A 13,251-nucleotide genomic window follows, 5' to 3' on the forward strand; every position below is an offset into this window, starting at 1 on the left:
GAACCAGCCATGAAGAAGCGATCCAGCAACCTGCGGCTCACGCTGATGGCGGTGGCGATGCCCATCGGGCTGGCGGCCTGCGAGTCCGAGCCCACCGGCGTGGTGCTCAATTCGATCGACGACTGCCGCACGCAGCAGGCCGACGTGGCGCAGTGCGAAACCGCGTACCGCGACGCCGTGGCCAAGCACGCGCAGGTCGCGCCCCGCTACGAGGACGCGATGCAGTGCGAAAGCGACTTCGGCAGCTGCCAGCCGGTGCGCGAGGAAGGACGCACGTATTACTCGCCGCCGATGGGCGGATTCCTGCTTGGCTACGCGCTGGCGGGCGGCTTCAGCAACACCGGCGCGCGTCAGGTGGCGGGCGGTGCACCGCTGTACCGAGACTATCGCGGCGGTGGCTACAGGAACGCCGGCGGCGATGCCGTCAGCCGCCAGACCGGGCCGGTCACCGGCAAGCGCGGCAGCATCGCCACGCCGGCGCGCGCGATCACCGTGTCGCGTGCCGGCTTCGGCTCGCGCGCGGCGGCGCGCGGCACGTTCGGTTCGCGCGGCGGCAGCTGACATGCGGCGCATCGCGATCGCGCCGCGCGCGGACTGGAAGCAGCAGGCCGAGTCGCTCGGCTTCCGTTTCCACACCATCGACGGCGCGCCCTACTGGGACGAGTCGGCGTACTACGCGTTCAGCCTGCGCCAGGTGGAGGACGACATCGAGCAGCCCAGCCAGGCCATCCACGACATGGCGATGGCGCTGGTCGACGAGGTGGTCGGCAGCGAGGAGCTGCTGGCGAAGCTGCACGTGCCGCCGATGTACTGGGACTGGATCGCATCGTCGTGGCGCAACGGCGACCCGCACCTCTACGGACGCATCGACCTCGCCTACGACGGTCGTGGCCCGGCCAAGCTCTACGAACTCAACTACGACACGCCGACGTCGCTGTACGAGTCGGCGTACTTCCAGTGGCTGTGGCTGGAGCAGCAGATCGCGTCGGGTGCACTGCCGGCCGGCAGCGACCAGTACAACGGCATCCAGGAAGTCCTGTGCGAGACCTTCGCGACGCTCGCGATGCAGCAGCGCATCGGTGCGCGCGTGCATTTCGCCGCGGTGCGCGAGTCGGAAGAAGACCAGGCCACCGTGCTGTACATGCGCGACTGCGCGCACCAGGCCGGCATCGACACCGCGCTGGTCGCGGTCGAGGACATCGGCATCAGCGCGGACGGCTGGTTCACCGATGCCGATGACAGCGTGATCCAGACGCTGTTCAAGCTGTATCCGCTCGAGTTCATGATGGAAGAGGAATTCGGGCCGAGCCTGGTCGCCAACACCATGCAGCTGCTGGAGCCGCCGTGGAAGGCGATCCTCAGCAACAAGGGCGTGCTGCCGCTGCTGTGGGAGCGCCACCGCGGCCATCCCAACCTGCTCGAGGCGCGCTTCGAGACCGTGCAGGGCGAGGTGCCGCCGTTGGGCTTCGTGCGCAAGCCGCTGTTCTCGCGCGAAGGCGCCAACATCGACATCGTCACCGCCGCCGGTGAGCGCATCAGCACGCCCGGCCCGTACGCGGACGGCCCCGGCATCATCCAGGCCTACCATCCGCTGCCGTGCTTCGACGGCAACTACCCGCTGGTCGGGAGCTGGATCGTCGCCGACCGCGCCTGCGGCGTGGGCGTGCGCGAGGACGCAACCCTGGTCACCCAGGACACCTCGCGCTTCGTGCCGCATGCGATCGTCGAAGAGCCGGGCAATCGCGCGGCGGCAGGCGTGATCGAAGCCTGATCAGCTCGCCCGGCTTCGCCGATCAGTTGGCCGGAAGGCCGCAGGTGGTGTCGGCGAGGATGGTCGCCACGCGCGCGAACTCCTGCTGCAGTGGTCGCCGGTCGTTGCCGCGCGCGTAGCGCCACGACGATTCGATCTCGCGTCCGCGCTGGCGCCAGCCGTCGCAGGCCGCGCCGTCCGGAACGCGCTCGCACTGGTCGTATGTCATCTCGCAGGCCGCCCCTGCGCCGCGGCTCGGGTCGCCGTCATGCCCGACCGTCTGCAGGCGCACGCAGCGCGGCTTGGGCTCGGCCGCTTCGCTGATGTAGCTGTCGTTGTCCGGGGTGTTGCAGCGGAAGATGGGCGGCGGCGGCAGGCGGTCGGCGTCCGCGATCTGCGACGGCCTGGGCGCGACCGGCCGCGGCTGCGTCGGCGTCGCGGACGTATCCACGGCGGCCGCGGCTTCCGCACGCGTCGGCACCGGCGCCGGTTCCGCTGTGTGCGGCACATAGGTGGGCATGGGCGGCGGTGGCTGCACCACCGTGCGCTCCTGGCGGCTGCCCTTGGGGCAGGGCTCGTCGTTCTGCACGGTCAGCGCGCCGCTGGCGTCGGTGCAGCGGTAGATCACCACGTCGGCGGCCGAGGCCGGCAGGCCCGCGGCGAACAGCGCCGCCAATGCGAGGCGGCGGAAATGGATTGGAAGCATCAATACGTCCTGCAGTCGCTGTCGATGCGGGCGTTGAGCCCGCGCTCTTCGACGCGCAGGGTATCGCGCTCGACCTGCTGTGCGTTGAAGAACCGCGTGCGCAGCGCGTCGCGGCGGTCGCGCAGGCGCGCGCAGGCTTCGGCCTGCGGCAGCGGCTCGCAGCTGTCGTATTCCCAGTTGCCGCCACCGTAGCCCGACAGGACATGTCCGTGGCCTGGATGGGGCGGGGGGCGTGGTCGGCCGATATCAACCGGTGGACGAGGCGGATTGGCGGGGATACTGATGTCGCTGCGCATGGGCACGCTCAATCCGCCATCGCGCGCGGTCACGGTGGCGCCGCGCGTGGCGAAGTCGCCGCGCGCACCACCGGGGCGCCCGTGCGGGTCCGCGCCGATCGCGATCGGATACCCGGTGGACCACTCTGGAACCCAACGCGGTTCGCCGCTGCCGTTGTCGCTCTCGTAGCGACTGCCGTCGGGGCGCGTGCATTCGTAGGTGGGCGCGGCGGGCGCAACGATCACGATCCGCACCGGCGCAGGCGGCGCGTCGGCGGCAGCGGGTGGCAATGCCTTTGCGGCAGGCGCAATCGCGTCCACCGGCCGGACCATGGTGCGCACCTGCTGCTGTTCGCCCGCGGCGCACGGCTGGTTGCCGATCACGACCTCGCCATCCGCACCCACGCAGCGGTAAATCGTGACCTCGCGCGCGGGCGGCGCCGCATGCGCGGCCGACATGCCGGCCAGTGCGAGCAGGATCACGACGGGAAGGGTGAGCCGGGTCATGGCGACATCTTGCACCTCTGTCGAGACGGCGGCGCCGGGAGCAGACGTGCACGGCGGCGACTGTTCACGAAAGTGAGCTCCCGCCTCCCGATGCAGCGGCACGCGTGCCTCACTTCGCGCGTTGGTACTCGATGCGCATCGTGCGCGCCTCCGCGCCGTCGCGGGTCTCGAACATCTCCATCACATGGTGGTCGGCGTCGATGACCTGGAGGGTTTCCCGTATCGGGATCGGCTTGCCGCCGGCCGCGGCGTCGGCCATCTCGCTGCGGAAGGTGTAGGTGCCGGTGGCCGCGTCGTAGTCGCCCAGCGCGAACATCACCGCGGTCGACATGTTGTCGACCCAGGTGGAGGTGTAGCGGCGCAGGGTGTTGTCGTAGCCGGTGGTGCCGAAGCCGGTGAACGGCTGCCCCATGAACTGGCCTTTGAACGCCATGTGCACGTGGCGCCCGTCCAGCACCATGGAGTTGGTTGATGTGCCCTTTTCGCTCATCGGGGGCGCGGCGGGATCCATCCACATCGTCATGGTGGCGTCCCACGTGCCGGCGAGCTGTTCGCCGAGGCGGGCATGCTCGGCGCCCGGCGTCCCCGCCTTGGTCCAAGCGTCCATCATCGCCTGTTGTTCGGCGGTCATGGCCGGGGCGCCGGTGGCCGGGGGTTCGGCCGCCATCGACAGGGGCAGTGCACAGGCCAGCACCAGGGCCAGGCCGCAGCGGTGGGTCGTGTTCATGGCATGTCCTTGCATCGTCGGCCCGTGCCGGCGGGAGGCCGATCCTAGGCCCGGCGCGGGCGGAACGCACGACGCACTGCGGCAGCGCCACTAGTCGCGCAAGGCGGCCCCGCTGCGGGCGTCACGGATCGTCGTCGGCCGCTCCAGGCCGCCGGTGTCACCTGGCAGCACGGCGTCGACGGCCTCGCGCAGCGCCGGTGCGAGCTCGGCGAGGGTGCGCGCCGGCGGCTCTCCCGCGGCGTTGGCACTGGTCGAGACCAGCGGCCGCCCGACCCCGCGGCACAGCGCCGCCAGCAGCGGATGCGCACTGACGCGGACGGCCACGGTGTCGTGGTCGCCGGTGATCCAGCGCGGTACGGCAGGCAGGGCCGGCAGCACCCAGGTATTCGGCCCGGGCCAGGAGGCGAGCACGGCAGCGCGGTTCGCGACGGTCAGGGCGTCCCAGTCGACCAGGCCATCCAGCTGGCCGGGATCCGACGCGACGAGGATCAGGCCCTTGGCGACGTCGCGATGCTTGATTGCCAGCAGGCGCGACACCGCGGCCTCGTCGAACGGGTCGCAGCCCAGCCCCCAGACGGCCTCGGTCGGACACGCGATGACGCCGCCGCGGCGCACGGTGGCGACGGCAAGGGCGAGGTCGGTGTCGGGCGGCGACGGCATCGGCCGATTGTAGGCCGATGCCGGTCGCGGGCGTTCCGCGTCGTCGCCATCCGTCCAGGTCATGGTCGGGTGGCGCCGCGCGGGCGCGCGTCAGAACGGTGCGTCGTCGTCGAGCGGTGCGTTCGTCGCTTTGGCGGCCGTCTTCTTGACGACGGTCTTCTTCGCGGTGGCCTTCTTTGCCACCGGCCCGGCCACGGCCGCGGTGGCTGCGGCCTGCTTGGCCGCGACCTTTTTCACCGCTTTTTTGGTGGCCTTCTTCGCCGTCTTCTTCGCGGCTTTCTTGGCGACCTTCTTCGTCGCCTTGGCAGCCCCTGCATCCGCCGCCACCGCGGTCTTGCGGGCCGCCTTCTTGACGACCTTCTTCGCGACCTTCTTGCCGAAGCCCTTGCGCATCGGCTTGCCGGTCTCTTCCATCAGCGTGACGACTTCCTCGAAGGTCAGCGAGGCAGGCTCGCGGTCCTTCGGGATCTTGCCGTTGAGCTTGCCGTCGCTCAGGTACGGTCCGTAGCGGCCGTTGAGCACCTGGATATCGCTGCCCGGGAATTCCTTGATGATCCGGTTGCGCGCGATCTCTTCCTTCTCTTCGATCAGGAACACCGCGCGCGCCAGGTCGATGGTGTACGGGTCGTCTTCCTTCTTCAGCGAGGCATACACGCTGCCGCGCTTGGCAAACGGCCCGAAGCGGCCCACGCCGACGCTGACCTCCTCGTCCTTGTCCTGGCCGAGCGTGCGCGGCAGGCGGAACAGGTCGATGGCGTCCTCGAGCGTAATGGTGTGCATGCTCTGGCCGGGGCGCAGCGACGCGAAGCGCGGCTTCTCCTCCTCGTCCTCGGCGGTGCTGCCGATCGCCGCATACGGCCCGTAGCGGCCCAGGCGCACGCTGACCGGCTTGCCGGATTTGGGGTCGGTGCCCAGTTCGCGGGCGCCGGTGGCCTGGCTGCGGTCGACGCTCTCGGTCTTCTCGTCCACCAGTTCCTTGAACGGGCCCCAGAACTTCGCCATCAGCGGCACCCACTCTTCCTCGCCGCGGCTGACCGCGTCGAGTTCGTCCTCGAGCTTGGCGGTGAAGTCGTAGTCGACGTAGCGGGTGAAGTGGCCGCTGAGGAAGTTCGAGACCGCGCGGCCGACGTCGCTGGGACGGAAGGCGCGGCCTTCCATCTCCACGTACTTGCGGAACTGCAGGGTCTGGATGATCGACGCGTAGGTCGAGGGGCGGCCGATGCCGTACTCCTCGAGCGTCTTCACCAGCGACGCTTCGGTGAAGCGCGGCGGCGGCTGGGTGAAGTGCTGGTCGGCGTGGATGCGATCGACCGGGACGCGGTCGCCAAGCTTCATCGCCGGCAGCTTGCGGCCTTCGTCCTCGTCGTCCTTGCCCTTGCTGTCCTTGCCTTCCTCGTAGACGGCCAGGAACCCGGGGTCGACGACCGTGGTGCCGCTGGCACGGAAGCCGTGCTCGCTGCCGGCGGCCAGGTCGACCGACACGGTGTTGAGGATCGCCGGCACCATCTGCGACGCCACCGCGCGCTTCCAGATGAGCTCGTACAGGCGGCGCTCGTCGTCGGACAGGAAGCGGGCGACCTGCGCCGGGGTGCGCAGCGCCGAGGTCGGGCGCACGGCCTCATGGGCCTCCTGCGCGTTCTTCGACTTGGTCTGGTAGAAATTCGGCTTGTCGGGCAGCGCCTTGGTACCGAAGTCGCGCGCGATGACGTCGCGGATCTCGCCCAGCGCCTCGACCGACAGGCTGACCGAGTCGGTACGCATGTAGCTGATCAGGCCGACCGCGCCTTCCTCGCCGATCGCCACGCCCTCGTACAGCTTCTGCGCGACCTGCATGGTGCGGCGTGTGGTGAAGCCGAGCTTGCGCGACGCTTCCTGTTGCAGCGTGGAGGTGGTGAACGGCGGCGCCGGACGGCGCTTGCGCTCCTTGCTGGCGACGTCGGTGACGTGCAGCGCGCCCTGCGCGGCGGACACGATGCGCCGGCGCGCGTCTTCGGCGGTGTCGCCGCCGGTGACGGTGAACTGTTCGAACTTCTTGCCGTCGAGCCTGGTGAGTTTGGCGGAGAAGGCCTGGGTCGGATGCGCGCACTCGGCCTCGATGGTCCAGTACTCGCGGGCGATGAAGGCTTCGATTTCTTCCTCGCGCTCGACGATCATGCGCAGCGCCGGGGACTGCACGCGACCCGCGGACAGGCCGCGCTGCACCTTTCGCCACAGCACCGGCGACAGGTTGAAGCCGACCAGGTAGTCCAGCGCACGCCGCGCCTGCTGGGCGTCGACCAGGTCGCCGGCGATCGCGCGCGGCTTGAGCATCGCTTCCTTGATCGCGCGCGGAGTGATCTCGGTGAACACCACGCGGTGCAGCTCCTTGCCCTCGAGCAGGCCGCGCTCGCGCAGGATCTCGGCGATGTGCCAGCTGATGGCCTCGCCCTCGCGGTCCGGGTCGGTGGCGAGGTAGATGCCCTCGGCCCCCTTCGCCGCCTTGGCGATCGCCTCGACGTGCTTCTCGTTCTTCTCGATCAGGTCGTAGCGCATCCGGAAACCGTCTGCCGGATCGACCGCGCCCTCCTTGGGGACCAGGTCGCGCACGTGGCCGTAGCTGGCCAGGACGGTGAAATCCTTGCCGAGGTACTTGTTGATCGTCTTGGCCTTGGCGGGCGACTCGACGATGAGGAGATGCTTGGCCATCGCGGGGGTGGTTTCCGGGTGCGGCGCGGGCGCCGCGACTAGCGGTTGAAGGGAGGCGTAGAAGACAACGCCCGCGGCATGGGCCACGGGCGTTCAGTTTGCAGTCTTTTTCTAGTGGAAGCCGGGCAGGGCGCGGCTGTCAAGCCGGAAACGGGGCGCTGGCCGCGCTCAGTGCACGGTTTCGGGCTCATCCACGAACATCTGGGTCTCCATCCACGCGTAGGCCGCTTCCGAGCCGGGCTGGTTGAACAGGACCATCAACACGACCCATTTCAGGTCATCGAGGTCCAGCTCGTCCTGGTCGAGCGCCATGGCGCGGTCCAGGACCAGCTCGCGCTGGTCGGCATCGACCACGCCGTGCTGCTCGAGGAACAGCAGGAAGCCGCGGCATTCGACGTCGAGCTTGTCGAGTTCGCGCGGGGCGTACATGCGGGTGGGGCCATTGGCCCGGACCACGGGCGACTCCGGCCGCTGCGCGGCGAGCGCGTCGAGCCAGTCGAAGGCCTTGCTGGTCTCGGCGGGGCTGAATCCGGCCTGGAGCAGGCCGCTCTGGAGGGAGTCCCGGTCACGGATGAGATCCGCGTCTTCGGTGAAATAGTGCTCGAAGAGATAGAGCAGGACGTCCAGGATGCTTTCTTTCATTACCCCCGGCCTGCGCCCGTGGGCGCGTTACTGACAAGACTTTCGGGAATACCGGCCATGTTCGACCGAGACGCGACCCTCCAGCTCCATGAAGAGCAGCATGGAGGAGAGGTCCGCGGCCGTCAATCCGGTGCGCAGGACCAGTTCATCCATACCGGTTGGGTCGTGACCCAGTGCCTGCCACAAGCGATGGTGTTCGTGGCCGGCTGGCGGGTCGTGTCCGGTTGACGCCTGGTCGGCGCTCCCGGCGCCTGACATGGGGCTGGCGAGCCGGCTGCGCAAGGCGTCGCCAAGCACGGTGGCCAGCGGCGCCAGCGCGCGGACCACTTCGGCCGGGGTTTCGACGAGTGCGGCGCCGTCGCGGATCAGCCGGTGGCAGCCGCGCGCCATCGGGTTGTGGATCGATCCCGGCAGCGCGAACACCTCCCGGCCCGACTCCGCCGCGAGCCGTGCGGTGATCAGCGCGCCCGACCGCCAGGCGGCCTCGACCACCAGCGTGCCCAGCGACAGTCCGGCGAGGATGCGGTTGCGCGCGGGGAACGCGCCCTTGCTCGGGGTGCTGCCGGGCGCGTGCTCGCTGATTACCGCCCCCGACGCAGCAATGCGGGCATACAGTCCGGTGTTGCGGCGCGGGTAGGGGTCGTCGATGGCGGTACCGAGCACCGCCAGGGTGCGGCCGTCCGGCGCGGCCAGCGCGCCCAGGTGCGCGGCGGTGTCGATGCCGGCGGCGAGGCCGCTGGCCACGGCCAGCCCCGACGTCGCCATGGCGCGGGCGAAGTCGCTCGCATTCTTCAGGCCGCCCGCGGTGGCCGTGCGGCTCCCCACCACGGCGACGCCCGGGTGCCAGGCCAGCAGCGGATCGCCGGCCACGAACAGGGCCAGCGGCGGGCTGGCCACGCGTCGCAACAACGCCGGGTAGTCGGGGTCATGCCAGCCGACCACATGATGCATGGGCATGGCCAGCCAGGCCTGCGCGAGCGCCACCTGTCTGCTTCCGGCACTTCCGGCGAACACCGCGCGCTGCGCTCGATCAAGGCCGGCATCGCGCCATGCGTCCGGCCCCGCGGCGAGCGCCGCGACGGGGTTGCCATGCGCGTCCAGCAGCGCGCGCCGCGGCGCGCTGGCGCCGCCGGCCGCGACCAGGCGCAGCAGGGCCGTGGAGGAATCGGGATCCATGGCGCCAGCCTCGCCCGCAAACGACGACGGCGCCCTCGGGCGCCGTCTCGTGGATCCGTCGGGGAACGCCCCCGGCGTCAGTGCGTCGCGTCGGGGTGCTTCAGGTGGTAGCCGACGCGGCTCGGCTTGATGCTGTCCATCACCAGTCCGTAGCTCATGCGGTCGAAGGTGCGGAACACCATGACGTGGCCGGCGAACTCGTCGGGCAGGCGCACCTTGTTCTCGAAGAACACGGTGTCCTCGTCGCGGTCCAGGCCCTTGTGCACGCGGTCGATGGTGTTGGTGCCTTCGCGCCAGATCGAGAACACGGTGCCGTTGTCCACGCCTTCGCGCGCGCCGATCGACAGCGCGACCACGTCGCGCGGGCCGCCGGACGTCAGCATGTCGGTGACCGCCAGCACGCGCGCCTTGCCATAGCCGGTCTGCTGCGCGGGCGGGTGCGGGAAGAACTGCAGGTCGTACGGCTGTGCATCCACCGGGACCAGGCGGTCGCCGATGCGGACTTCGCGGCCCTCTTCATCGAGCAGCAGCGTGCTGGCCTGGATGCCGTCCACTTCACCGCGGGTCACGGTGCCGGCGGTCACCCGCATCAGCTCGTGGCCGAGTTCTTCCTGGCCCTTGTCAGGCATGACCACGTTGGCCCAGTACTGGCCCCAGTCGACCTGGCGGCGGCCGGTCGCGTCGAGTTCGTCGCGGCCGAAGGTGTCGCAGCAGAAGCCCGAACGCAGCAGGTGGGTGTAGCGCACGGTCGGGCGCAGCACGGTGTAGCGCGTGCCCGGGCTGGCGCCGGCCAGGCCCTTCACGTAGGCCACCTGGCCACGCGAGGCGCGCAGGCGGTCTTCTTCGAGGCCGACCACGTACGGCATGTGGTCGAAGCCATCGACGACGCGCAGGTCCTTGAGGAACGGCTCGACTTCGGACAACGGGATGGCGTTGATCGGCGCGGCGTCGGTACGCGGGCCGGCGGTGAGGCCGACGCGGTTGAGGTACGCCAGGCTGATCACGTCACCCGGATAGATGAGGTGCGGGTTGCGGATCTGCGGATTGGCCTGCCAGATTTCCGGCCACAGCCAAGGCTTCTGCAGGAACTGTCCCGCGATATCCCACAGCGTGTCACCACGCTGCACGACATACGTGTCCGGGTGGTCGCCACGCAGCCCTTGGGCTGCCGCGTACGTGGTCACCGTGAGCATCGCTACCGCAATACCCGTACGTAGCGCGCTCGAAAGGCGCTGAAGCTTGCCGGCCATCTACCTGCTCCCCTTGGAGATTTCCCCATATAGCGCGGGCACTATAGACCACAGGTACCAACCCGGCGCAAGCCTGCCGGCGCTACAATGAGCGGCCGTGCCGCACCCTGTGACGGCTGCCACCCTTTACCACCATGTCCCTGATCCCGATCCTCGAACTCCCGCATCCGCACCTGCGCATGGTCGCCGCCGACGTCGCCGCGGGCCGAGCCGCAGACCCTGCGTTCCAGCGCCTGCTCGACGACATGTTCGAGACGATGTACGCCGCGCCGGGCATCGGCCTGGCCTCCACCCAGGTCGACGTGCAGGAGCGTTTCATGATCGTCGATGTCACCGACGGCCACGAGCAGCCGCTGGTGTTCATCAATCCGGTGATCCGCGCGCGCTCGGTGGAACTGCGCGTGCACCAGGAAGGCTGCCTGTCGATCCCGGGCATCTTCGCCGACGTCACCCGTGCCGACGGCATCGAGGTCGAAGCGCTCGACCGCCACGGCAAGCCGTTCGTGATGGCGGTCGACGGCCTGCTCGCGACCTGCGTGCAGCACGAGATCGACCATCTCGACGGCAAGCTGTTCATCGACCACCTGTCCCCGCTCAAGCGCGACCGCGCACTGAAGAAATACGACAAGCTCCGTCGGCAGGGCCACTGACCGGTGCGTATCGTCTTCGCCGGCACCCCGGCCTTCGCGGTGCCCGCGCTGCGCGCGGCCTGCGCGCGCGGCGAGGTGGTGGCGGTGTACACGCAGCCGGACCGTCCCGCGGGACGCGGGCGCGGCCTGCAGGCGTCGCCGGTCAAGCTGGAAGCGCTGGAGCGCGGCATCCCCGTGTACCAGCCCGCCACGCTGAAGGCGGAGTCGGCACGCGAGACGCTGCGCGCGCTGGCGCCCGAACTGATGGTGGTGGTGGCCTATGGCCTGCTGCTGCCGCAGAAGATCCTCGACATCCCGCGGCTCGGCTGCTGGAACGTGCACGCCTCGCTGCTGCCGCGCTGGCGTGGCGCGGCGCCGATCCAGCGTGCGATCGAGGCCGGCGATGCCGAGAGCGGCATTTGCCTGATGCAGATGGAGAAAGGCCTCGACACCGGCCCGGTACTGATGTCGCAGTCGCTGGCGATCGGCGATGACGAGACCGGGGGCCAGCTGCACGACCGCCTGTCCGAGCTCGGGGCGCAGGTGCTGTCCGACGGCCTCGGCCTGCTGCGCGCCGGCATGCGCCCGGTGGCGCAGCCGCAGCCCGCCGCCGGCATCACCTATGCGCACAAGCTCGACAAGGCCGAGGCGCGCCTGGACTGGTCGCAGCCGGCGGTCGCGCTGGCGCGCAAGGTGCGCGCCTTCAATCCCTGGCCGGTGGCCGAAGCCACGCTGGCAGGCGAGCGCCTGCGCATCCACGGCGCGGTCGCGCTTGCGCTGGCGCATGGCGCCGCGCCGGGCACCGTGCTTGCCGCCGGGCGTGACGGCATCGACGTCGCATGCGGCGACGGCGCGCTGCGCATCCGTGTGCTGCAGCGCGAGGGCGGTCGCGCCATCACTGCCGCCGATTACCTCAACGCCCGCCGCGACCTCGCGCCATGAGCGGCGCCGCGCCGCGCGCCATCGCCGCGCGCGTGCTCGACGCGGTCCTCAACCGCGGCCGTTCGCTGAAGGCCGAACTTGCCCAGGCCCTGCCTGCGCTGCCCGACACCCGCGACCGCGCGCTGGTCGAAGCGATCTGCTTCGCCGCGCTGCGCCAGCACGCGCGCGCCGACGCCGCGCTGGCGGCATGGATCCCGAAGCCGCTCGGCCACCGCGATGGCGACCTGCGCGCGTTGTTGCACGCCGGCTTCGCCCAGCTTGATCCGCTGGGGCTGGCGCCTCATGCAGCGCTCGCCGCCACCGTGGATGCCGCGCGCACCATCGGCCGCGCGCACCAGGCGAAGCTGGTCAACGCGCTGCTGCGTCGCGCGCAGCGCGAGGGGCTGCCGGTGCTGGCCGCCGACGCCGCGTGGCCGGCGTGGCTGCGCGAGCGCGTGCGCGGCGACTGGCCGGACGATGCCGACGCGATCTTCGCCGCCAGCGCACAGCCGGCGCCCACCTGGCTGCGCGTCAACCGCCAGCGCGGCGAGCGCGATACCAGCCTGGCCCGGCTGCGGGAGGCCGGCATCGACGCGGCCGCCGTGGATGGCATGCCTGACGCGCTGCGCATCGAAGGTTCCCTGCCGGTCGCCACGCTGCCCGGCTTCGCCGAAGGCGTGCTGTCGGTGCAGGACGGCGCCGCCCAACGGGTCGCCGACGCGATCTCGCCTGCCCCCGGCGCGCGCGTCCTCGATGCGTGCGTCGCGCCGGGCGGAAAATCCGCACACCTGATGGAACGCGATCCGTCCCTGCGCCTGGTCGCCCTGGATGTAGACCCCGCGCGCCTTGCCAAGGTCCGTGAAGGTTGGGCGCGCATCGGCGTCGGTGCCGCTGCCGACCTGCGCGCCGCCGACGCCTGCGACACCGCCAGCTGGTGGGACGGCACGCCGTTCGACGCCGTGCTGCTCGATGCGCCGTGTTCGGCGACCGGCATCGTCCGCCGCCAGCCCGACGTGCTGTTGCACCGCCGCGCCGCCGACATCACCGCGCTCGCCGCGCTGCAGGCACGCCTGCTCGATGCCACCTGGGCCACGCTGCGCCCGGGCGGCGTGCTGGTTTATGCGACCTGCTCGATCCTGCGCGTAGAGAACGACGTCCAGGTCGAGGCTTTCCTGGCGCGGACACCGGACGCCATCGTCGAACCCCTGGACGACAGCTGCGGCCGGCCGGCCGGCGCAGGCCGCCAGCGCCTGCCGGGCGAGGGCGGCATGGATGGCTTCTTCCTGACGCGGTTGCGCAAGGCGGACTGAAGGGCTGGCCGAC

At 70.5% G+C, this 13,251-nt stretch carries 13 protein-coding genes; 5 read left to right on the forward strand and 8 right to left on the reverse strand.

The window, feature by feature from the left end; genetic code table 11:
• The first annotated feature begins 9 nt into the window (after positions 1 to 9).
• Both JHB91_RS11180 and JHB91_RS11185 read left to right on the forward strand, forming a co-directional pair.
• Positions 10 to 561 (forward strand): DUF1190 domain-containing protein, encoded by a 552-nt coding sequence (locus JHB91_RS11180; RefSeq protein ID WP_199472921.1) that lies wholly within the window; start codon positions 10 to 12, stop codon positions 559 to 561.
• A gap of 1 nt (position 562) precedes the next feature.
• Positions 563 to 1,771, forward strand: a complete 1,209-nt coding sequence (locus tag JHB91_RS11185) for a glutathionylspermidine synthase family protein (protein ID WP_199472922.1) — start codon at positions 563 to 565, stop codon at positions 1,769 to 1,771.
• Between the two features lie 22 nt (positions 1,772 to 1,793).
• On the opposite strand, the gene JHB91_RS11190 is transcribed toward JHB91_RS11185, so the two are convergent.
• From JHB91_RS11190 to JHB91_RS11225, 8 genes are all read right to left on the reverse strand, one after another.
• Positions 1,794 to 2,456 carry a DUF4124 domain-containing protein gene (locus JHB91_RS11190; protein WP_199472923.1) on the reverse strand — a complete coding sequence of 221 codons (663 nt, stop codon included), beginning with the start codon at positions 2,454 to 2,456 and terminating at the stop codon, positions 1,794 to 1,796.
• A complete protein-coding gene (locus JHB91_RS11195) occupies positions 2,456 to 3,238 on the reverse strand; it encodes a DUF4124 domain-containing protein (protein ID WP_199472924.1) in 783 nt (260 codons plus the stop codon). Before JHB91_RS11195 ends, JHB91_RS11190 begins: the two co-directional genes overlap by 1 nt.
• 109 nt (positions 3,239 to 3,347) lie before the next feature.
• Positions 3,348 to 3,965, reverse strand: a complete 618-nt coding sequence (locus JHB91_RS11200; RefSeq protein WP_199472925.1) for a DUF1579 domain-containing protein — start codon at positions 3,963 to 3,965, stop codon at positions 3,348 to 3,350.
• Between the two features lie 90 nt (positions 3,966 to 4,055).
• Positions 4,056 to 4,625: a Sua5/YciO/YrdC/YwlC family protein gene (locus JHB91_RS11205; protein WP_199473240.1), complete on the reverse strand. Its 570-nt coding sequence runs from the start codon at positions 4,623 to 4,625 to the stop codon at positions 4,056 to 4,058.
• A gap of 90 nt (positions 4,626 to 4,715) precedes the next feature.
• On the reverse strand, positions 4,716 to 7,310 hold the full coding sequence (locus JHB91_RS11210; protein ID WP_199472926.1) for a DNA topoisomerase I: 2,595 nt from the start codon (positions 7,308 to 7,310) through the stop codon (positions 4,716 to 4,718).
• Between the two features lie 168 nt (positions 7,311 to 7,478).
• Positions 7,479 to 7,952: a DUF494 family protein gene (locus JHB91_RS11215; RefSeq protein ID WP_199373811.1), complete on the reverse strand. Its 474-nt coding sequence runs from the start codon at positions 7,950 to 7,952 to the stop codon at positions 7,479 to 7,481.
• A gap of 27 nt (positions 7,953 to 7,979) precedes the next feature.
• The gene (gene dprA / locus JHB91_RS11220) at positions 7,980 to 9,128 is read right to left on the reverse strand and encodes a DNA-processing protein DprA (RefSeq protein ID WP_199472927.1); all 1,149 of its coding nucleotides are present in this window, start codon (positions 9,126 to 9,128) and stop codon (positions 7,980 to 7,982) included.
• Positions 9,129 to 9,205: 77 nt separating this feature from the next.
• Positions 9,206 to 10,321 carry a LysM domain-containing protein gene (locus tag JHB91_RS11225; RefSeq protein ID WP_199374364.1) on the reverse strand — a complete coding sequence of 372 codons (1,116 nt, stop codon included), beginning with the start codon at positions 10,319 to 10,321 and terminating at the stop codon, positions 9,206 to 9,208.
• Between the two features lie 191 nt (positions 10,322 to 10,512).
• Between JHB91_RS11225 and def the strand changes: the two genes are divergently transcribed.
• From def to rsmB, 3 genes are read left to right on the forward strand one after another with little or no spacing between them, the layout of a single operon-like run.
• The gene (gene def, locus JHB91_RS11230) at positions 10,513 to 11,028 is read left to right on the forward strand and encodes a peptide deformylase (protein ID WP_199472928.1); all 516 of its coding nucleotides are present in this window, start codon (positions 10,513 to 10,515) and stop codon (positions 11,026 to 11,028) included.
• 3 nt (positions 11,029 to 11,031) lie between these two features.
• Entirely contained in the window at positions 11,032 to 11,949 is a 918-nt protein-coding gene (gene fmt, locus JHB91_RS11235) for a methionyl-tRNA formyltransferase (RefSeq protein WP_199472929.1), read from the forward strand.
• Positions 11,946 to 13,238, forward strand: coding sequence for a 16S rRNA (cytosine(967)-C(5))-methyltransferase RsmB (rsmB, locus tag JHB91_RS11240; protein WP_199472930.1), 1,293 nt, complete (start codon positions 11,946 to 11,948; stop codon positions 13,236 to 13,238). Before fmt ends, rsmB begins: the two co-directional genes overlap by 4 nt.
• The last annotated feature ends 13 nt before the right edge of the window (positions 13,239 to 13,251 follow it).

The sequence above is a fragment of the Luteimonas sp. MC1828 genome, assembly GCF_016461615.1.
Lineage (GTDB): Bacteria > Pseudomonadota > Gammaproteobacteria > Xanthomonadales > Xanthomonadaceae > Luteimonas.

Excerpts from the sequence above, each read along its gene's own strand:
- JHB91_RS11180 (WP_199472921.1), top strand. The coding sequence starts at position 10 with ATGAAGAAGCGATCCAGCAACCTGCGGCTCACGCTGATGGCGGTGGCG.
- JHB91_RS11205 (WP_199473240.1), bottom strand. The coding sequence starts at position 4,625 with ATGCCGTCGCCGCCCGACACCGACCTCGCCCTTGCCGTCGCCACCGTG.
- def (WP_199472928.1), top strand. The coding sequence starts at position 10,513 with ATGTCCCTGATCCCGATCCTCGAACTCCCGCATCCGCACCTGCGCATG.
- JHB91_RS11210 (WP_199472926.1), bottom strand. The coding sequence starts at position 7,310 with ATGGCCAAGCATCTCCTCATCGTCGAGTCGCCCGCCAAGGCCAAGACG.
- rsmB (WP_199472930.1), top strand. The coding sequence starts at position 11,946 with ATGAGCGGCGCCGCGCCGCGCGCCATCGCCGCGCGCGTGCTCGACGCG.
- JHB91_RS11225 (WP_199374364.1), bottom strand. The coding sequence starts at position 10,321 with ATGCTCACGGTGACCACGTACGCGGCAGCCCAAGGGCTGCGTGGCGAC.
- dprA (WP_199472927.1), bottom strand. The coding sequence starts at position 9,128 with ATGGATCCCGATTCCTCCACGGCCCTGCTGCGCCTGGTCGCGGCCGGC.
- JHB91_RS11190 (WP_199472923.1), bottom strand. The coding sequence starts at position 2,456 with ATGCTTCCAATCCATTTCCGCCGCCTCGCATTGGCGGCGCTGTTCGCC.
- JHB91_RS11215 (WP_199373811.1), bottom strand. The coding sequence starts at position 7,952 with ATGAAAGAAAGCATCCTGGACGTCCTGCTCTATCTCTTCGAGCACTAT.
- JHB91_RS11195 (WP_199472924.1), bottom strand. The coding sequence starts at position 3,238 with ATGACCCGGCTCACCCTTCCCGTCGTGATCCTGCTCGCACTGGCCGGC.
- JHB91_RS11185 (WP_199472922.1), top strand. The coding sequence starts at position 563 with ATGCGGCGCATCGCGATCGCGCCGCGCGCGGACTGGAAGCAGCAGGCC.
- JHB91_RS11200 (WP_199472925.1), bottom strand. The coding sequence starts at position 3,965 with ATGAACACGACCCACCGCTGCGGCCTGGCCCTGGTGCTGGCCTGTGCA.